Origin of the sequence: Vagococcus elongatus (assembly GCF_003987645.1) — a bacterium.
GTDB lineage: Bacteria > Bacillota > Bacilli > Lactobacillales > Vagococcaceae > Vagococcus_A > Vagococcus_A elongatus.
Map to the genome: position 1 here is coordinate 121,427 of NZ_NGKA01000001.1, position 20,098 is coordinate 141,524.

Sequence of the window (20,098 nt, forward strand, 5' to 3'; positions counted from 1 at the left end):
TCATACTGTATCAATGAAATAATTTATGCTATAATAAAACGGCTGTAACTTCGGGAGGACATGCTTTTCCTGAGTAAGAAATACGAAAATGAGGTAAAAATTTATGTGTGGCATTGTGGGATTTGTAGATAATCATTATTCTATAGAAGATAAGGAAAAAATTGTTCATAAAATGATGGACCGAATCGTTCACCGGGGACCAAACAGTTCAGGGCAATTTGTGGATGAATCGATTGCCTTTGGTTTTCGCCGCTTAAGCATTATGGATTTGGAAGGCGGAAGTCAGCCCATTTATAGTGAAAATGATTCGAAAGTCATTATTTTTAATGGGGAAGTTTATAACTTTAAAGCACTTCGTGAAGAATTGACAGGAAAAGGACATATTTTTAAAACTAAGGCTGATACTGAAGTCATCTTACATGGCTACGAGGAGTACGGTACTGAAATAGTCAAACATTTGCGCGGGATGTTCGCCTTTGTAATATGGGACCGTGAGAAACAAGAATTGTTTGGTGCAAGAGATCATTTCGGTATCAAACCATTTTATTACTATCATCAAAATGGCACGTTTATGTTTGCTTCAGAAATAAAAAGCTTTTTGGACCATCCTGACTTTGTGAAGGAATTGAATCCTAAAGCCTTGAAGCCATACATGACTTTCCAATATTCTGCTGTTGACGAAACATTTTTCAAAAATGTTTTTCGCATACCTGAAGGGCATTACTTCTTTGTGCGCGGAGACAAGATGGAACTGACGGAATACTGGGATGCAGAGTTTAGCGAAGAGGATATGACACTGGAAACTGCCATTGATTTGATTGATGAAGCCGTGCAAGAATCTGTTGCGGCACATTCGGTCAGTGATGTGGAAGTTGGGACATTCTTGTCCAGCGGGGTGGATTCCAGCTTTGTAACTGCCTTGACCCGTCCAAACTATACTTTTTCCATTGGCTTCGGCGATAAAAGTTACAATGAATCCCATGAAGCAAAAAAACTGACAGATAAACTGGGATTAAAAAATTATTCCAAAGTCGTCACAGGAGAGCAGGCTTTTGAAAAGTTCCCAACGATTCAATACCATTTGGATGAACCAGCCTCTAATCCTTCTTGTGTTCCCTTGTATTTTCTGTCAGAATTAGCCAGTGAAAAAGTATCAGTGGTTCTGTCAGGGGAAGGGGCGGACGAGTTATTCGCCGGCTATACGGATTACGGATTTGCTACACGTTCCAAAATTGTTCGGGTGTTTGCAGAAAAATTGAAAAAACTTCCGAAAAAATCACGTTACCGTCTCGCACGTACTATCAAGAAAATGCCTAATTTTAAAGGGTCCATGCATCTATATAAATCACTAGCTCCTGCGGAAGACTTTTTTATCGGACAAGCCTTTGTTTTTGATGAAAAAGAAGCGGAAAGCTATTTGAAGGAGCCTTTTCATGACAGCGAAAGTGTGAATGAAATTGTTCAACGCCATTATAAAAAAGTACCTGATTTGCCTGAAGTCAAAAAAATGCAGTACTTGGACATTCATCAATGGATGCCTAAAGATATCTTGCTCAAGGCAGATAAGATGACCATGGCTCATTCTTTGGAAGCCCGGACACCTTTATTGGATATCCGCATGATGGAATTGGCGGAGCGAATCCCGACGAAATATCTGATCAATGAGGAGAACACCAAGTATGCCTTCAGAAAGGCCGCCAATCGCCATTTGCCAGATGAATGGGCGGACAGAGAAAAATTAGGTTTCCCTGTGCCGATAAAAGATTGGTTAAGAGAAGAAAAATTTTACAAAGACATCCGCAGTTTGTTTGAAGCTGACTTTGTCAGTATGTTCTTCCATCAGGATAAAATTCTTCAATTGCTGGATGATAACTTTAATGAAAAAATCGATGAGCGTCGTAAAATTTGGACCATTTTTACTTTTTTAATTTGGTATAAAGTTTATTTTATTGACGAGGACTTAGACACAAAAGGTTAAGAATAATCTTAACCTTTTTGTTTTACAAGAATAGTTTAGCATTTTTAGGTTATGTGATATACTATTTTAAGTATGAAAGAGGGCGATAAGATGAGAAAATTAGAGGCAAGTTTAGAAATCTTACGACAAAGTAATATTTTAAAAGAAATCATCATCGAAGGCTCATGGTATTATAAATTACCGGAAGAACTTCTTGAGACTTCTCTGACCGGTATGGCCTACGACTCGAGAAAAGTGGCAAAAGATTTTTTGTTTTTTTGTAAAGGACTGAATTTTAAAGAAGATTACTTGTTGAATGCTATTAAACAGGGTGCAAAAGTTTATGTGTCTGATAAGTATTACGAAAATATATCTGACAATTGTATTGCAATTATTGTTACTGATATTCGCAAAGCTATGGCAATCATGAGTATGAATTACTATGATTATCCTCAAAATGAATTGAAAATTATTGCTTATACGGGGACAAAAGGGAAAACCACATCAGCTTATTTTTGTCATTCTATTTTACAGCAGGCCACAGACAATAAAGCGGCCCTGTTTTCGACATTAGAGACACATTTGGGGGGCGATAACACATTTACCTCTGAATTGACGACGGCCGAATCTTTAGACCTTTACCGCATGATGCGTGAAGCGGTAACTAATGGGGTCACTCATTTAGTGATGGAAGTGTCTTCTCAAGCTTATAAACAAGAACGTGTTTATGGACTGACTTATGATATTGGTGTGTTTTTAAACATTTCTCCAGACCATATCAGTCCGATTGAACATCCTGATTTTGATGATTATTTTTACTGTAAACGTCGGTTGTTCCATCATTCTCGTCAAATGATTTTGAATATGGACAGTGATTATGCTGATTTTCTAAAGGAAGTCAGTGAATATAATAAGGATGATTTTTGGACCTATTCAGGAACTTCCCAACAAGCAGATATCCATTTTGAAAGTCTGGACAGCAAAAACTTTACTGTTGATGATAGTCAGCTGAACTTAGCGGAAACGTATGAAATTCAAGTTGAGGGTGCTTTTAATCAAACCAACGCAGTAAGTGCATTAATGGCTTGCTCGCTTATCCTGAACAAGGAGACTTCTACCTTCAAGGATGCTGTTAAAAAGACGACGATACCTGGTAGAATGGAAAAAATCCAAGTGAAGGATAGTTTCCCTGTGTATATTGATTATGCACACAATCATCTAAGTTTAGACGTGCTGTTGTCTTTTATTGCAGATGAATATCCAGACCGTACGTTAAGACTTGTCATCGGGAGCACTGGGGATAAAGGGCAGACCCGTCGACTAAGTTTTGGGAAAGTTATTTCAAAGTATATCGACCATGTTTATTTAACGTCTGATGATCCGGGGACAGAAGATCCTTTGGAAATCGCAGCAGTGATTGAAAAATCATTAACAGGTACTACTCAGAGCAAAACAATTAGTGACAGGCAGTCAGCTATCGAAGCAGCTTTAGATGATGCTTCGGCTGAAGATGTGGTCATTATTGCAGGAAAAGGGGCAGATCGCTATCAAATCATCGGCACCAAAAAAGTTGATTATATTGGCGACGGCGATGTGGTCTTTGAGTGGTTGAAGAAAAGGGGGTTTCAACTTGAGTAAGGAAGTTAAGGAGCAATTCCAGCCGATTTTACTTGGTAGTGATATCAATGTGTATGGAATGGCTCGTTCCTTCTACGAAGAATACGGTATTATTTCAGAAGCTCACGGAGCGGGTGAATTATCGGCAACAAAATATAGTAAAATCGTGCATGTGCATGCCCATGATGGGTTTAATGAGTCTGAAAGTTTCATCAAGGTCATGAGAGATTTAATGACAAAGTATGAGAATGATTCACGCAAGCTTTTGTTGATTCCTTGCGGGGATGGTTATACTGAACTGATTGCTCAGTATAAAGAAGAACTGTCTAAGGTGTTCGTTTGTCCCACAGTTGATTTGCAAACTCAAGCACTGTTGTCGAATAAGGTATCTTTTTATGAAACTTGCGAACGCTATGATTTGCCTTACCCTAAAACATTGATTGTCACAAAACAACTGGCTGAAGAAAACAAGACACTTTCCCTGCCATTTGATTTTCCAGTGGCTTTGAAACCAGCAAACAGTGTGGAGTGGCTGGATATCGATTTTGTAGGTCGGAAGAAAGCTTTTATTATCGATACACAACAAGAATTTGACGAAACCATCGGAAAAATTTATCAAGCCGGGTATACGTCAGAGATGATCGCTCAAGATTTTATTCCCGGAGATGATTCGCGGATGAGAGTCCTTAATGCGTACGTGGATCAACATCATCAAGTGAGAATGATGTGCATGGGGCATCCCTTGCTTGAAGATCCGACACCTGAAGCAATTGGCAACTATGTGGCTATCATGCCTGACTATAACGAAGAGGTCTGTCTGAAAATCAAAAGATTTTTGGAAAGCATCCGTTACACAGGCTATGCAAATTTCGATATGAAATATGACGTACGTGATGGAGAATACAAATTGTTCGAGATCAACTTGCGCCAAGGTCGAAGCAGTTTTTATGTTACATTGGGCGGATATAATCTAGCAAAATATATCGTAGAAGATTATGTCCTTGAAAAACCTTTTACTGACACAGTGATCGGCATGGGAAATAAATTGTGGATCGGTGTTCCCAAAAAAATTCTCCGTGAATATATTACTGAAGGTCCGGACAAAAAGGCAGCAATGAAATACTTGAATGAAGGAAATTACGGTTCTACTGTTTTTTATAAACAGGATATGTCTTTCAAACGCTATTTGCTTGTCAAGCGGATGTTTCAGCAGTATAATTCACGTTTCAAGAAATATTTTAGAAAGAAATAGTGGTGCTATGAAAAATTTTTTTACAATCCTAGGCGGTATGGGCACGTTGGCGACGGAAAGCTTTATCCACGTCTTAAATGAACGGACACCCACAACTTCTGATCAGGATTATTTAAATTATGTTTTGGTCAATCATGCCACTGTGCCTGATAGAACGGCTTATTTGATTGGCAAGTCTAATAAAAATCCTGCCATATCAATCAAAGAAGATATTCGCCAGCATAGCCAGCTGGGACCAGACTTTTTTGTTTTAACATGTAATACGGCACATAATTTTTATGAAGAATTAGCTGGTGCTACGGATATTCCTATGCTGCATATGCCCCGGTTAGCTGTTGAGGCTGTTCAGAAAAAATTTGCCGGAGAAAAGCCTTTATTAAGGGTGGCGTTACTGGCGACAGAAGGAACAATCAATTCTAAAGTTTATGAAAAGGAATTGGACAAGTTTTCTAATCTTGAAACAGTTATTCCAAATGAAAGAATTCAAGAAAAGATTACAGATTTGATTTACCGGGATATTAAAGAACATGATTTTTTGAATACAGCTCTTTATAATGAGATATTAGAAGAAATGATTGACGTTGAAACGTGCGATGTTGCTTTATTAGGATGTACAGAGTTGTCGTTAATGCAAGAGGAAACTAAGAATGAACGCTTCCCAGTGGTTGATGCTCAATCAGAATTAGTGGATGAGACTATCCGCCTTGCTTTGGCAGCTAGGAAATAATAAGGTGATTTTTTACAGAACAAATTGACTGATGACGTCAGCTCTCTACCTAGGCGGTTTGCTTAGGTAGATTTTTTATTTTTGAATGTTTTGGGGAAACCCATCTTTAACTTTTCTTTAATTACGTTGAAAGGTGTTTCTAACCGCTCTGAAAAAAATAGACTTATTTCTTAAATGAATATAAAATTAAATTGGACATTATTAGAAAAAGAAGGAAATTTGTAAAGTTTAATATGTTTGAAGTAGATCCTTGCTCATTTTTTCTGTTAAAATTAAGAAAATATCGAAAAATTAAAGTGGGGGAAAACAGAAAGTAATTAAATTAGCTTTTATAATTAGCAAAAAAGTCAATGACACGATTAGTATCATCATATTTTTATGACTCTATGAAAAATGGCTAGTGTTTTTAGTCTTTCGTAAGATAATTAAGTTGAGAGGTGGATATCATGAACATTGGTAAAAAAATTAAGGAAGAACGACAAAAAAAAGGATGGACACAAGAACATTTTGCCGATTTGATAAACGTTTCTCGTTCAACAGTTTCTAGCTGGGAGGTAGGAAGAAATATTCCCGATATAGAAACCATTCTTTTGATCAGTGATTTATATGGTATCTCTCTTGATAAATTATTAAGAGAGGAAAAGAATATATTGAAAAAAACTATCGGAAGGAAAGTAACTGTAAGAAAAGCTGCTAATCATTTCGAAGCAATCGGAGAGACAGAAAATAGCCGCTATTATATGAAAGAGACCACTTCTCTGCCGACCCAAAGAAAATATGTGATAGAAGACGCTCACCATCAAAAAATAGGTTTGGCTAAAAGAAAACGATATAATTTTGGGATGTACGATTTGCCTAGGTTATTCCTAAAGATAGACAATTGGAATGAGATTTCGATTATTAAGGATATGATTCAATTCAGGCGTGTCTACAACATAAAAGGAGAAGAAATAACCATAGAAGGTGATTTTTTAGGTAATCAGTTCACAATTCTAAGAAAAGGGGAGAAAATATCTGACGTTTCTGTGAGTCAAGAAGAAGATATTTCTTTTGACGTCACTATTTTAGACGAGCTATTAGAACCCCTAATGATTTCTTTTATATTTTTGGTCGCATTAGTTTATGAAGAGGAAAAAAATGTCATTCAGTTGAAAAAATAGATATTTGACTATAATTTGCGGCAGGGCACTTAGAAAACCAGCTTGTATGTCCATTCCTATTTGTCCAGTAAGGTAAGCTATTTTGAAAATTATTTTCCTCATTAGTATTGACTCGAACCTAACGTAAGGGTTTATACTAAAATTCCAAGGCATGTGGATGGATTTAATGTCGATTAAAACGTTATTAGTTTAATTCGACAATACTTTCAGTTAAAAAATTTGATGAATATGGGAAATCAAATAAAATTATTCATTTGAAAGGGTGGAAGAAATGGCTCGACCGACGACAAAACAAGACTTAATAGCTGCAGCTAACGAGAAATACCTGAAAATGACAGAGATGATCTCGTCGATTTCTAATGAGGACCAAGTCAATGAGTTTATTTTTGATATTTCTAAAGATAAAGAGGCCCATTGGAAGCGAGACAAGAATATCCGCGATGTACTAATCCACTTGTATGAATGGCACAACCTTTTACTGGAATGGGTTGCCAGCAATATGCAAGGACAAGAAAAATCATTTTTGCCAGAAGGCTATAACTGGAGGACTTATGGCGATATGAATATCGAGTTTTGGAAGAAACATCAAAAGACTTCTTTTGAAGAGGCTATGGCGCTGGTCGTTAAAAGTCATGAAGACGTGATGCAGTTAGCTGATCAGTTTTCCAATGACCAGTTATTTTCAAAAGGAACCTATGATTGGGTGGGTGGCAGCACCTTAGGCAGCTATTTTGTTTCGACCACCGCCAGTCATTATGATTGGGCAATGAAAAAAATCCGTCGCCATAAAAAATCTTTAACATGAAAGCTAATTAGCAGCGAACAGATATGCTATAAATGAGCTTATCAAATGATTTATTGGAAATCGAAAGCATAAATTCAAGAAAGTTAGACTTCTTGAGTTTATGCTTTTTTTTATGGAGAAAAGATTAAGAAACATATTAGAAGATAAAAATTAGCTTTAATCGAGTATGCTCCATTAATTTTTGAGGTGCTCCTATAAAAAATTCGCACTGATATTTGCAGGTAATATGGGCATCGACATCCTTCGTGAATAATCAGTTATTCATTTTATAAGTCTAGCCATCTCAATCTCGGGTTCATTATATATTTTTCAAAAAAAGCAAATAAGCCTAAATAAGGAAGCGTTTTCAAAAGTGAATAGTAACTATTCGATTTTAGAATAATTTATTAAGAAAAGCATATTATGATTTGAGTAGTTGGTTATTTTTAAAAATATTTTTGAAAGGAGGTAAATCCAATGAGCTATCCCAAAGTCAGAATTAACACTGAAAAATTAAGTGAAAATCTTGAATATATGTCCCATAAATTAAAGGCAGGAGGGCTATCATTTACTGCAGTGACTAAAGTTTTTTCGGCACACCCAGAGATGATGGAAATTTTTGAAAAGTGTGAAGGTATTGAATATTTTGGTGATTCACGAATCATCAATTTAAAAAGTTATAAGGAGTCGAAAAAAAAGAAGATTTTAATTCGTATCTGTATGCCAAGTGAAGTGGAAGACGTTGTTAAATATGCTGATATTAGTTTCCACTCAGAAATGAAAACGGTTATATTGATGAATGATTTCGCAAGTAAAATCAATAAAAAACATCAGATTCTTCTAATGATCGATCTAGGCGATTTAAGGGAAGGGTTTTACTATGAAGAAGATTTGATGGCCGCTGTCAAACAGATAAAAAAATTATCACATATCCAAATTATTGGCATAGGTGTTAACTTGACTTGCTATGGAGCAGTAATTCCAGAGGAGAAAAACTTAGAAAAATTATTATATTATAAGACCAAGATTGAAGAAATATTAGGTTATCGATTGGATATGATTTCAGGAGGCAATTCCAGTTCTTTGTATTTGCTGGATGATGAGTCCCAAAATATCCCAGAGGGAATAAATAATTTAAGAATTGGAGAAGCTTTAGTATTGGGGAAAGAAACAGCTTTTGGCAAAGCTCTGCCGGGAATGAATCAAGATGTTTTCGAATTGACGGCCGAACTTATTGAAGTGAAAGAAAAACCATCTCTTCCGACAGGAAAAATCGGTATGGATGCATTTGGGCATTCTCCAACTTTTGAAGATAAGGGAATCATGCTGCGCGGTATCGTGGCTTTAGGAAAGCAAGATGTTTCTGAAACAGCTATCTCTCCCAAAGACCAAGCCATTGAAATATTAGGAGCAAGTTCCGATCATTTGATTTTAGATTTAACTCACAGTGATACAAATTATCAAGTTGGAGACAAAATTGCCTTTAAATTAGACTACGGCTCTCTTTTAAGCTGCTTCACAAGTAAATATGTCATGAAAGACTTTTATCGTTATTAAATGATGTACACACAACTAATATCAAATTATTTGGTTAATTTTCTTTTACAAATCCCAAAAGAAAGGTAGATTTTGATGGCAGAAATGAAAAATATTTCAGAGGAAACATCTGGTGAAGAATTAAAAAGAGGGATGAAATCCCATCATGTGGCTATGTTGAGTGTTGGAGGAACGATTGGGACTGGATTGTTTTTAGGGACAGGATACGTCTTGCAACAGGCAGGACCGGGCGGTTTATTTGTTGCTTACGGTTTTGGTGCGATTATTATGTACTTTATGATGGTTAGTATGGGTGAAATGCTAGTGCAAATGCCTGTCTCAGGAAACGTTCAAGCCTATGCATCTCAATTTTTAGGTTATGGCGCTGGTTTTACTGTAGGTTGGGTGAAATGGCTGCAATTAGCCGTCACAGTTCCAACTCAATTGGTAGCGTCATCAATCATGATGAAAAATGTTTTTCCAGATGTTCCCGGCATCATATGGATTATCGGTTTTGGTTTATTACTCTTCGTTATGAATGCCTCAGAAAGTGACAAATACGGGTCCAGCTCTTTTATATTCAGTAGTTTAAAAATAATCTTGATTGTCATGTTTATTATTGTCGGATTTGGTATGATCACAGGTTTAATTGGAGATGAGCCTGTCGGCCTATCTAATTTTACAAGTGATGGCGGATTATTTCCTACAGGATTTGTTCCTATTTTGATGTCTATGATGACCGCTGTGTTTGCATATAGTGGTGCTGATATGTTTGCAACTGCAGCTGGTGAAAGTGAGAATCCGGGAAGAGATTTGCCTAGGGCTATCAGAACAAGTATTTTGAGCATCGTTATCAGCTATTTTCTAACATTGTTTGTTTTAGTTGCCTTATTGCCATGGAGAGAAGCAGATTTATTAGGAAGTCCTTTTGCGTATGTGTTTAAATCAGCAGGCATTCGTTCTGCAGAAATTATAGTCAACTTGATTATTGTTTCATCCGCTTTATCTTCAGCAAACGCCCATGCTTACTCAGCAGTTAGAATGTTATGGTCCATGGGTCACTATGAGCAGGCACCAAAATTTGTTGGAAATGTAAATAAGAGAAAAGTACCGATGAACGCTTTGCTTGTGACAATGGTCTTTGCTAGTTTTGCGGTAGCAGCTAGTTTTATTTCACCTGATGTGGTTTATCTTTTCCTTACCTCATTTATTGGTTCTGCAGAATTAGTCGTCTATGCGATCACTGGTGTATGTGCGGTGAAATTTAGAAAGTATTTTTTTAAGCGGGGACACACGTTGTCTGATTTGAAATACAGGATTCCCCTATTTCCGTTTATACCGATTGCATTAGTTATTTTGTGTATGTTAGTAGCAACTGGAATGGTTTTCGATTCAACACAAAGGGCATCTCTAATCACTGGAGCCCCGGTCTTTATTGGGTTGTTTGTGATATCCACTATTTGGGCAAAATATAAAAATAAAACAGTGACACATGATTTATTAAAGGATAGTCAGGAAAAATAAAAAGAGAAAGAGGAATCATAAATGAAAAATGTAAAAGTGATTATTTGGGGCATGGGAGCTATGGGAAGCGGCATGGCTGAAGTTTTACTACAAAAAAAAGGTGTGGATGTTGTTGGTGCCATTGATATCGGGGAAAAAGTTGGCAAGCCTATTTTTGATATTTTAGGAAAAGAGTTCCCTGGTAACGAAAACATAATCATTGGCACGGTGGAAGAAACAATCACTGAAAAGGCAGCGGACATCGTTTTACTATGTACGGATTCTTTTACAGTCAAAGCTTTCGATAAGATTAAATTGATTGTTGAGAACAAGATGAACGTTATTACCACAGCGGAAGAAATGGCTTATCCAAAAGCTCAAAGTCCTAAACTTGCTGAAACTATCGATGAATTGGCTAAAGCAAATGGTGTTTCTGTTCTTGGAACTGGGGTGAATCCAGGTCTGATTATGGATACATTAGTGTTAGTGCTGACCGGTGCGTGTACGGATATCAAACATATCACGTCAAGACGTGTGAACTCCCTATCTCCATTTGGTCAAGCAGTGATGGAAGAGCAGGGAATCGGTATTACCGTAGAGGATTTTGAAAAAGGAAAAGCAGATGGCTCTTTATCTGGACACGTGGGTTTTCCAGAATCTATAGGATTGATTGTTGAAGGACTAGGATGGGAAATTGATGAGATCGAACAAAGCATGGAGCCTATCGTCACAGATGTGGACAGGGAAGCTCCTCATGGTGAAGCTAAGGCAGGAGAGGTTGCCGGTGTTTCTATGAAAGCCTTCGGTAAAAAAGATGGGAAAACAATTATTGAAATGGATCATCCACAACAAATCGAACCCGAACAAGTGGGAGTCAATACAGGGGACTACGTTATTATTGACGGGACGCCAAAAGTTAATATGGTAGGATCTCCAGAAGTTGAAGGAGGTATTGGCACGATAGCCATGTGTGTCAATATGATTCCTCAAACAATTAATGCCCGTCCGGGATTAGTGACGATGATTGATTTGCCGATCCCTCGTGCTATTTTAGGAGATTTTCGTGATCAGATCCATCCAGATGCAAAAATAGTCAGATAAGCAACTAAGAAATAAAAGGAGGAAGAATCATGGCAAAAAAAGGAGACTGGGTTAAAATCCATTCGACCATTTTGACGGCTGACCAAAGGGCTCCTCAAGTACCAGAGGACACAAAAATGGTACCTCTAGAGATGTGGGTCAAGGGATATTTGGAAGTAGATGGGAAGATAAATGATCTAGTCGAGATAAGAACGGTGACTGGTCGCAAAGAAACAGGAGTTTTGGTAGAAATTTCTCCAACCTATACCCATAGTTTTGGTGAGTTTATCCCGGAAATATTGGAAATTGACAGAATAGTACAAAAAGAACTCTATGGAGGTGAGTAAGCTTTGTTAGATAAAAGTTATGAATCAGTGATGGCAAGAAAAAACAGTATCATGAAAAATTCTATTCAGATTGATTATGATGAGTTTGAATCTGAAGGCATTGCTTTTGATTATGAAAAAATGATGGCTGAAGCTGGATATGCTTTAGATGAAATGGTTGACATTCAAAGCAAGCTTGGGGTTGGAGACACACCAATCGTGGAATTAACTAATTTGACGAAGCTTGCAAGGAAATATGCACCTTCAGGCAAAGGGGCACGTATTTTTATTAAAGATGAAGCAGCTAATGCTTCAGGTAGTTTTAAAGATCGGCGTGCGACAATCTCCGTGTATCATGCGAAAAAGCTTGGTTACAAAGGTGTGGTGACTGCTACATCAGGAAACTATGGTGCGGCCGTGGCAGCCCATGCAGCGAAGCTGGGATTGAAGTGTATCGTTGTTCAAGAATGTTTTGATTCTAAAGGAGTAGGACAACCTGAAATCGTAGAAAAAGCCAGAAAATGCGAAGCTCTTGGTGCGGAAGTCGTCCAGCTGACAGTTGGACCTGAGTTGTTTTATAAATTTCTGTTACTTATTGAAGAAACCGGGTATTTTAATGCTTCTTTATATACTCCCTTCGGTATTGCCGGGATAGAAACTTTGGGGGCAGAAATAGTTCAACAGTTTGATGAAAAAATCGGACGTCAGCCAGATGTGGTGGTAGCCACGAATGCTGGCGGTGGAAATCTGACAGGGACTGCTCGGGGGATGAGGCTAGCTGGAAATAAAAGCACTCAGATTGTCGGTGCTAGCGTAGATCTAAGCGGCCTGCACATGGCTTCTGATACTGATTTTAATCGGAAATCATTCACAACAGGTCATACTGGCTTTGGAGTACCGTTCACCACAGGACCAGACCGCTCAGACGTTCCAAGGTCAGCTGCCCGCCCGTTACGTTACATGGACCGCTATGTTTTAGTCAATCAAGGAGAAGTCTTCTTTATCACTGAAGCATTGGCTAACCTAGAAGGACTGGAAAAAGGACCTGCAGGAAATACTTCTCTCGCAGCTGCTTTTGCACTTGCGCAGGAGATGGATAAAGAACAAATAATTTTAGTGCAGGAAACTGAATATACTGGGGCAGGTAAGAGTGTCCAGCCTCAACTGTCTTTTGCACGAGACAATGGCATCAATGTGACATTTGGTGATCCAGGGGATGAAGTGCCCGGAAAAAGTATCATTTTACCATCAACTCCTGAACAAATCAGTGTAAAAGAGTTGGATTTGGGCTATTTGAGAAAATCTTTCGTGAAAAATGCGACCAAGGGATTAGATCGGGAGCTATCAGCTAAAGAATTAGAATTTTTAGCTGATGAAACAGGGAGCAGTGTATCGAACGTGAAAAAGATTATAGCTGAGTTATAAAGAAGGGAAGCGTAATAATTATGGAAAACATTAAATTTGAAGACGAAAGAAAACATCTTGCAAATTTAACTGATGAGGAATTAAAAACACGTTTTTGGGAATTAGCTGAAGAAATTGTTGAACCGCTGCTTGATATGGGAAGGAAATATACTTCTCCGTCAATCGAACGTTCAGTACTTTTGCGTATGGGTTTTTCGTCTGTTGAAGCAGCAAAAATCGTTGAAACAGTCTTAGCTCATAATCTTATCGGTAAAGGTGCGGGACATATTGTTTACCGTATAGCCAAAGAAAATAATTTAGAGATTCGCGAGGCCGGGCTGAAACTTTACAATGGGGAATTGTGGGATCAAGTCAACAATATTTTCAAGGGAGGAAAAGCAAATGACTAAGAGTATCAAATTAGATAAAAATAAAAAACTCGATATCAATGAGATTTTAGCTGACCTTGAAAATTATCATCCAAGAAGGAAAGAATGGGTTTGGCGAACACCTGTACCGAATTATCAGATGCATAAATTTGAATATAAGGACATGGCTGAATCGTTGAAACAATATGTGCCCTTGCCCTCAGCAAAATATTTTAATAATATTGACCCGCAAGGAACGTCGACTATCACAACAGAAATCGCCTCCGGACGTTTTGAAGATGATATCAGACGTATGCGCATGGCGGCTTGGCACGGTGCTGACCATATCATGGTTATTCGAACGGCAGGACAATCTCACTTTGATGGTTTAATTGAAGGAACACCTCAGGGAACTGGAGGAATCCCAATCACTCGCAAACAGGTGCGAGCCCAAAGAAAGGCACTGGATGCAATTGAAGATGAAGTGGGGCGTCCAATCAATTACCATAGTTATGTTTCAGGCATTGCTGGCCCAGAAGTTGCGGTGATGTTTGCCGAGGAAGGGGTCAACGGAGCACACCAAGACCCGCAGTATAATGTGTTATACCGAAACATCAACATGATACGCTCGTTTGTAGATGCTTGTGAATCTAAAAAAGTGATGGCTTGGGCAGGCATCGCACAAATTGACGGGGCACATAATGCCAATGCAACAGCAAGAGAAGCATGGAAAGTAATGCCGGAACTCATCGTGCAACATGCAATCAACTCCGCTTTTTCTTATAAAGTAGGAATGGAAAAATCAAATATTTGTTTGTCCACCGTTCCTCCGACTGCACCTCCCGCGCCGTCAATGTATTTGGATCTGCCTTATGCTGTAGCACTAAGAGAATTTTTCAGCGACTATCGAATGAGGGCGCAGCAAAATACTAAGTACATGGAAGCATCTACTCGTGAGGCCACTGTGACCCATGTGCTCAACTTGCTGATTTCAAAACTGACGAGTGCAGATATTCAATCTACGATTACGCCGGATGAAGGAAGAAATGTGCCGTGGCATATTTATAATATTGAAGCAGTAGACACAGCCAAACAAGTCTTTCAAGGTCTGGACGGATTGAATGAAATGCTTGATTTGAAGGAGGATGGCCCTCTGAGAGAAAAAGCTCGAGAAATCAAAGAACGGGCAGTGTTGTTTATGGAAGCGATTATTGAAGATGGGGGATATTTCAAAGCGGTAGAGGATGCATTCTTTGTCGATTCGGGCAATTTCCCTGAACGTAATGACGATGGGATTTCCCGTAAAATTAATGGGGGAGTCGGAGAAGGGACAGTCTATGAACGTGATGAAGATTATATGGCACCCGTTACTGCCCATTTCGGTTATAATAATGTTGAACAATACGATGCAGGTGCAAAAGAAGACCCTGCCAAACTGATTAACGGCTCCACTCTTGAAAAACCGGAAAAAATTATTTTCATTGATGAGCTGGATGAAAATGATAACGTTAATGTTCGTTTAGAAGAGACTAGGGAATTAAGAGAGCAAGAACTAATCGTTCCGGAAGCTGAATGGCAGGGAGATGGGATTATTCTCTTGACTATGATGATTCCTGAATCAACTCGAGTGGCAGAGTTCGCAGCTTTGGAAATGGCAAAGAAAATGGGATTGAAAGATGCCGAAGTAATCAATAAAGAAGTGATGCAATATGCTGAAGGAACTAGAATCGAGCTCAAGGGGCGTGTGCCTTTTGCGATTGATAAAAATGATTTAGTCATTCCTGAGGAGCCTGTAGTCATGTCAGATGATGACATTCGTGAGGATATCAAACGTAAGAAAATGGTTCTAGTGGCTGGCACAATCGGGGAAGATGAACATTCAGTCGGACTTCGTGAGATTATTGATATCAAGCATGGGGGAATTGAAAAATACGGCATCGAAGTCCACTATCTCGGAACGAGTGTCCCTGTTGAAAAAATCGTAGATGCTGCAATTGAATTAAATGCAGATGGTATCCTGGCCTCAACGATTATCAGCCATGACGATATTCACTACAAAAATATGAAGCGAATCAATGATTTGGCAGTTGAAAAAGGTGTGCGTGATAAACTGATGATCATGGCGGGAGGGACACAAGTGGTGCCAGAAATCGCTACGAGCAAATATAATATGGATGCAGCTTTTGGTCGAGGCAGCAATGGACAGCAAGTAGCTACCGCTTTAGTCGAAAAAAGACGAAAGATGGAAAGAGAAGATAACCAATGAAAGTCGATGTATTAGTAGCTGAAATTGGCTCAACGACAACCGTTGTCAATGCTTTTCATCATATTCATTCGGAAAATCCCCAGTTTATTGGTCAAGGACAAGCTACAACTAGCGTGGAAGCTGGAGATGTTAGAATTGGTTTGCAAAATAGCATTGATGACCTTAAAAATAATCTAGGTGTGAAAGATTTAAGCTATGATGAGATGTTTGCTACGTCAAGTGCCGCCGGGGGCTTAAAAATGACTGTACATGGTCTAGTCTTTGATATGACTGCAAGAGCTGCTAAGGAAGCAGCTCTTGGGGCCGGGGCGATTGTTCGTTTTGTGACAGCAGGCAAACTACGTCGGACAGACTTAAAAAAAATCCAAGAAATCAATCCCAATATTATTTTATTAGCTGGCGGTGTGGATTACGGGGAAAGAGAGACCGCACTAGAAAATGCAGAAAAAATTTTAGATTTAAATTTAAAGATACCTGTGATTTATGCAGGCAATATTGAAAACGATGAAGAAATAAAACTAATCTTTGAAGGAAGCCAGCAAGAACTGATGGTTGTGGAAAATGTTTTTCCAAAAATTGATGAATTGAATGTGGAGCCTACAAGAAAAGTAATTCAAAAAGTTTTTGAAAATCACATTGTTCACGCACCGGGGATGAGCCATGTTTATGACATGGTAAATGAGACGATCACGCCGACACCTGCATCCGTCATGAATATGTGTAAACTGATTTATGAAAGAATTGGTGATGTGCTAGTGATTGATGTGGGTGGGGCAACGACGGATGTCCATTCTGTCACAGAAGGTAACGAAGCTATTTCACGGATACAAGTGGCACCTGAACCTGTGGCGAAACGTACGGTGGAAGGGGACTTGGGGATGTATGTCAATAGTCAGAATGTGATTGATATAGTGGGGAAAGATGTTTTAGAAAAAGAAGGATTTAATGTTGACACCCTATTGGCTAATTATCAATTTATCCCTCGCACAGAAGAAGAAAAACGCTTCATTGTCAGGTTGACTGAGGCGGCCACTCTAACCGCGGTTTACAGACATGCAGGAAAATTACGTCATGTTTATGGTCCAAGCGGCAGAGCCACTCTGGCTCAAGGTAAAGATTTGACTAGAATACAATATATTATTGGGACAGGGGGAGCACTTACCCAACTTCCAGACGGGGAGAAAATACTCAAAAAAATCGTGCAAAAAGAAAAAACAAAGGATATGCTGCTGCCAGCCGGAGAAGTAACGATTTTAATGGATTATCAATACATTTTAGCTTCCTTAGGTGTGCTGGCGTATAAATATGAAGCGGCAGCCTTGAAGCTTTTAGAAGGCTCTTTAAATATGACTTTACCAGTAAAAGAAGCCTTGGAGGATGAGGAACCTTAATAGCAGGGAGTCAATGGCTTTAAGCATAAACTATTTTCAGCAGTGATGTCACATAGGAAAACGGTAGACTAATTATGAAAAGAAAAATAAATATTTATAATTTGCACACGCACATTGGACAGACTAAAGCAGGTGTAGAGTTTGGACCGGATTATTTGAAAGAATTAGGATTGATTGGCAGGCTTATTGATCTTGGGTATGAGGTCAGTACATTTGATTTGTATGATACTTATGATTTCAATAAATTTAATTCTCTGATAACTATGAAAAATAATTTAGAAAAAATTTTGGACCTTAAAGACGAAGCGTTGCAGCTTTTTATTGGAGGAGATCACAGTTTATCATTTAGCAGTCTTTCTTCTTTAAAATTGGACGAAAACTCGGTGGTCATCTGGCTGGATGCTCATGCAGATATGAACACTGTATCGACGTCGCCGACAGGTAGTTTACATGGCATGCCTTTAGCCTACGCCATGGGGTACGGTGAGGAAAATGACATACTTGGGATTTTTGATAAAAAAATAAAATCAGATAATGTCTTCTTGATTGGACAAAGGGCTATCGACAAACAAGAAAGGGCATTAATCGACAGCTCAGGTGTTCATTTTTACGGGGCGGAGATTATAGAAAAAAATCCGAAGTGGCTGGAAGAGTGTCTTAGTGAAATTTCCACAAGAGCAAGAAAGGTCCATCTCAGTTTTGATATCGACAGTCTTGATTCGACCCTTGTCCCGGGAACTGGGACGCCAGTAGAAAATGGGTTGTCAGAAACGACAGTCTTAGACTTTATTCAAAAGTTAAAAGATCGTGTCCGTATTACAAGTATGGACTTTGTAGAAATCAATCCATATTTGGACATGAAGGATAAGCGGACTGGAAAACAGGCAATGAGGATTATAGAAGAAATATTGAAATGAGGTAGAAAGAGTAAATTTTAAACAACAATCTAAACTTTTGTTTAGACTGTTGTTTATTTTTTCCAAGCTAATTCTCTGGATGTTGTTTGATTTTTTTTGAAACGATAACAAATGGCATTAAAGGCCTGATTGATATATTTATTATCCAAACGGTTAGCATTCATTACGATATGGATAGGTTCACTTTTGGTCAATTGTTTCAGTATCTTGATTTCTCCAGACTGGATATACTTTTTCAATCTACCAGTTCTGACAATGCCAATCATTTTTTCGTTTAGTATAGCTTCTTGGACAACTTCATCGCTGCTGCAATGAATAATGGTCGGAGTGGAGACACTTTTTAAAAAAAAGCTTTCATAAGAATATTTTTCAGTGTTATCTATCACGATAGGGTATTTTTCTAGGTAGTATTCAATGTCAATAGACTCTTTATAGATTTCAGAAGAAATACAAAGAGCAGTGGCTTCTGATCCGATTTTTTCGTAAAGCAGGTCTGAGGATGCAATATTACCAGAAACGATACCTAAATCGATTTCATTTCGGATGATACGCTGGATAGCTGTTTCGTTATTAGTACCGTCTAATTGAAAAGAGACGGTGGGAAATTTTGCAACGACTGATTTGAGGATAGGCAAAAAATAATTAAACAAATAATAATCGTGTCCCTGAAGACGTATCTTATACTTTTCACCATGTTCTGGATGAATTTTTTTTAATAAATTTACTTCTCTTAAGATATTGGTGGAATGTTTAAATAATTCCTCTCCTGCAAGTGTCAGAAAATATTTCCCACCTTTTTTTTCTAATAAAGTGGTTCCTATTTCATTTTCAAGACTTTGGATATGTTTTGAGATTGTCGGCTGGGAATAATTTAATTTTTGGGCAGCTTTAGTCATGTTTAATTCTTGAGCAACAACTTGAAATGTTTCTAGTGTTCTGATTTCCAAAATAAAGTTCCCTCCCAATGAATTGAATGAGTTTATATCTCTAACGTAAATATATCATTTACTCAAGAATAAATACAGTTTTTAATGAATTTAAAATAACTTTAAACGATATGGTTAAGCTTGATTTTACATTCGCCATTCAAGTTGTTATGAACGATATTAATCACGAAACAAAATCATTAATAACCTACTTATAAATAACAATTAAACGATTAATAACACTAAGAAATAAATAACGTATTATTAATTGTTTTATTTGGTAAAAATAATTTGGATAGGAGGAATAATCATGAAATTATATACAAAGGGTGGAGACAAAGGAAAAACATCTATCATAGGGGGAAAAAGAGTATCTAAAAATAATCCACGTGTGAGAGCATACGGGACAGTAGATGAGGCGAATTCTTTTATTGGCTTAGTCATAAGTTCGATGTCGAAAGAGGAAATGCCCGAACTATATGAAGAATTATCAGTCATCCAACAATACCTGTTTGATGCAGGTACAGATCTGGCAACGCCAGCCGTCGCTGAAAAATATCGCATATCAAAAGAATGTGTGGAGTGGTTAGAGGGAAGAATTGATGTTTATGCTGGAAAAGTTCCCCCAATCGAAAAATTTATTATTCCCGGGGGGCATAAGATAAGTTCTCAAATCCATATTTGCCGGACAATTATCAGAAGAGCAGAGCGGGAAACTGTGGACATTCTTTCAGAAGAAAAAATCAATGAACAGGCGTTGAAATTTTTAAATCGTTTATCAGATTTCTTGTTTGTTGCCGCTCGCTATGTCAATCATTTTTATGGAGAACAGGATATATTTTATGAAAGAAGCGGAAAAGTTTTCCGTAATTAAAGCTTTTTTT

17 protein-coding genes are annotated in these 20,098 nt (G+C 38.0%); 16 read left to right on the top strand and 1 reads right to left on the bottom strand.

Features of this window, described 5'->3' with window-relative positions; genetic code table 11:
* Nucleotides 1-103: 103 nt before the first annotated feature.
* The 15 genes from asnB (at nucleotide 104) to CBF29_RS00605 (ending at nucleotide 18,288) form a co-directional block, all read left to right on the top strand.
* Nucleotides 104-1,978: an asparagine synthase (glutamine-hydrolyzing) gene (gene asnB, locus CBF29_RS00535; RefSeq protein WP_126806160.1), complete on the top strand. Its 1,875-nt coding sequence runs from the start codon at nucleotides 104-106 to the stop codon at nucleotides 1,976-1,978.
* A gap of 90 nt (nucleotides 1,979-2,068) precedes the next feature.
* Nucleotides 2,069-3,595: a UDP-N-acetylmuramyl-tripeptide synthetase gene (gene murE / locus CBF29_RS00540; RefSeq protein ID WP_126806162.1), complete on the top strand. Its 1,527-nt coding sequence runs from the start codon at nucleotides 2,069-2,071 to the stop codon at nucleotides 3,593-3,595.
* Between the two features lie 58 nt (nucleotides 3,596-3,653).
* On the top strand, nucleotides 3,654-4,826 hold the full coding sequence (locus CBF29_RS00545; RefSeq protein ID WP_245987224.1) for a carboxylate--amine ligase: 1,173 nt from the start codon (nucleotides 3,654-3,656) through the stop codon (nucleotides 4,824-4,826).
* A 7-nt stretch (nucleotides 4,827-4,833) separates the two neighbouring features.
* Nucleotides 4,834-5,553, top strand: a complete 720-nt coding sequence (locus tag CBF29_RS00550) for an aspartate/glutamate racemase family protein (RefSeq protein ID WP_126806166.1) — start codon at nucleotides 4,834-4,836, stop codon at nucleotides 5,551-5,553.
* A gap of 446 nt (nucleotides 5,554-5,999) precedes the next feature.
* On the top strand, nucleotides 6,000-6,713 hold the full coding sequence (locus CBF29_RS00555) for a helix-turn-helix domain-containing protein (RefSeq protein WP_126806168.1): 714 nt from the start codon (nucleotides 6,000-6,002) through the stop codon (nucleotides 6,711-6,713).
* A gap of 271 nt (nucleotides 6,714-6,984) precedes the next feature.
* Nucleotides 6,985-7,518, top strand: coding sequence for a ClbS/DfsB family four-helix bundle protein (locus CBF29_RS00560; protein ID WP_126806171.1), 534 nt, complete (start codon nucleotides 6,985-6,987; stop codon nucleotides 7,516-7,518).
* A gap of 456 nt (nucleotides 7,519-7,974) precedes the next feature.
* Complete coding sequence (gene orr, locus CBF29_RS00565; protein ID WP_126806173.1) at nucleotides 7,975-9,054, top strand: ornithine racemase Orr; 1,080 nt, start codon at nucleotides 7,975-7,977, stop codon at nucleotides 9,052-9,054.
* Nucleotides 9,055-9,129: 75 nt separating this feature from the next.
* Entirely contained in the window at nucleotides 9,130-10,557 is a 1,428-nt protein-coding gene (locus tag CBF29_RS00570) for an amino acid permease (protein WP_126806174.1), read from the top strand.
* Nucleotides 10,558-10,578: 21 nt separating this feature from the next.
* The gene (gene ord / locus CBF29_RS00575) at nucleotides 10,579-11,637 is read left to right on the top strand and encodes a 2,4-diaminopentanoate dehydrogenase (RefSeq protein ID WP_126806175.1); all 1,059 of its coding nucleotides are present in this window, start codon (nucleotides 10,579-10,581) and stop codon (nucleotides 11,635-11,637) included.
* A gap of 29 nt (nucleotides 11,638-11,666) precedes the next feature.
* On the top strand, nucleotides 11,667-11,963 hold the full coding sequence (ortA, locus tag CBF29_RS00580) for a 2-amino-4-oxopentanoate thiolase subunit OrtA (protein WP_126806177.1): 297 nt from the start codon (nucleotides 11,667-11,669) through the stop codon (nucleotides 11,961-11,963).
* A gap of 3 nt (nucleotides 11,964-11,966) precedes the next feature.
* Nucleotides 11,967-13,367 carry a 2-amino-4-oxopentanoate thiolase subunit OrtB gene (gene ortB / locus CBF29_RS00585; protein ID WP_126806179.1) on the top strand — a complete coding sequence of 467 codons (1,401 nt, stop codon included), beginning with the start codon at nucleotides 11,967-11,969 and terminating at the stop codon, nucleotides 13,365-13,367.
* A 20-nt stretch (nucleotides 13,368-13,387) separates the two neighbouring features.
* Nucleotides 13,388-13,756: an ornithine aminomutase subunit alpha gene (locus CBF29_RS00590; RefSeq protein WP_126806181.1), complete on the top strand. Its 369-nt coding sequence runs from the start codon at nucleotides 13,388-13,390 to the stop codon at nucleotides 13,754-13,756.
* Complete coding sequence (gene oraE / locus CBF29_RS00595) at nucleotides 13,749-15,980, top strand: D-ornithine 4,5-aminomutase subunit OraE (RefSeq protein WP_126806183.1); 2,232 nt, start codon at nucleotides 13,749-13,751, stop codon at nucleotides 15,978-15,980. Before CBF29_RS00590 ends, oraE begins: the two co-directional genes overlap by 8 nt.
* A complete protein-coding gene (locus tag CBF29_RS00600) occupies nucleotides 15,977-17,371 on the top strand; it encodes a GlmL-related ornithine degradation protein (RefSeq protein WP_126806186.1) in 1,395 nt (464 codons plus the stop codon). The genes oraE and CBF29_RS00600 overlap by 4 nt, the downstream gene beginning before the upstream one ends.
* A gap of 74 nt (nucleotides 17,372-17,445) precedes the next feature.
* Complete coding sequence (locus CBF29_RS00605) at nucleotides 17,446-18,288, top strand: arginase family protein (RefSeq protein WP_126806188.1); 843 nt, start codon at nucleotides 17,446-17,448, stop codon at nucleotides 18,286-18,288.
* A gap of 53 nt (nucleotides 18,289-18,341) precedes the next feature.
* On the opposite strand, the gene CBF29_RS00610 is transcribed toward CBF29_RS00605, so the two are convergent.
* The gene (locus CBF29_RS00610) at nucleotides 18,342-19,235 is read right to left on the bottom strand and encodes a LysR family transcriptional regulator (RefSeq protein WP_126806189.1); all 894 of its coding nucleotides are present in this window, start codon (nucleotides 19,233-19,235) and stop codon (nucleotides 18,342-18,344) included.
* 289 nt (nucleotides 19,236-19,524) lie between these two features.
* Between CBF29_RS00610 and CBF29_RS00615 the strand changes: the two genes are divergently transcribed.
* Entirely contained in the window at nucleotides 19,525-20,088 is a 564-nt protein-coding gene (locus tag CBF29_RS00615) for a cob(I)yrinic acid a,c-diamide adenosyltransferase (RefSeq protein WP_126806190.1), read from the top strand.
* Nucleotides 20,089-20,098 lie beyond the last annotated feature (10 nt).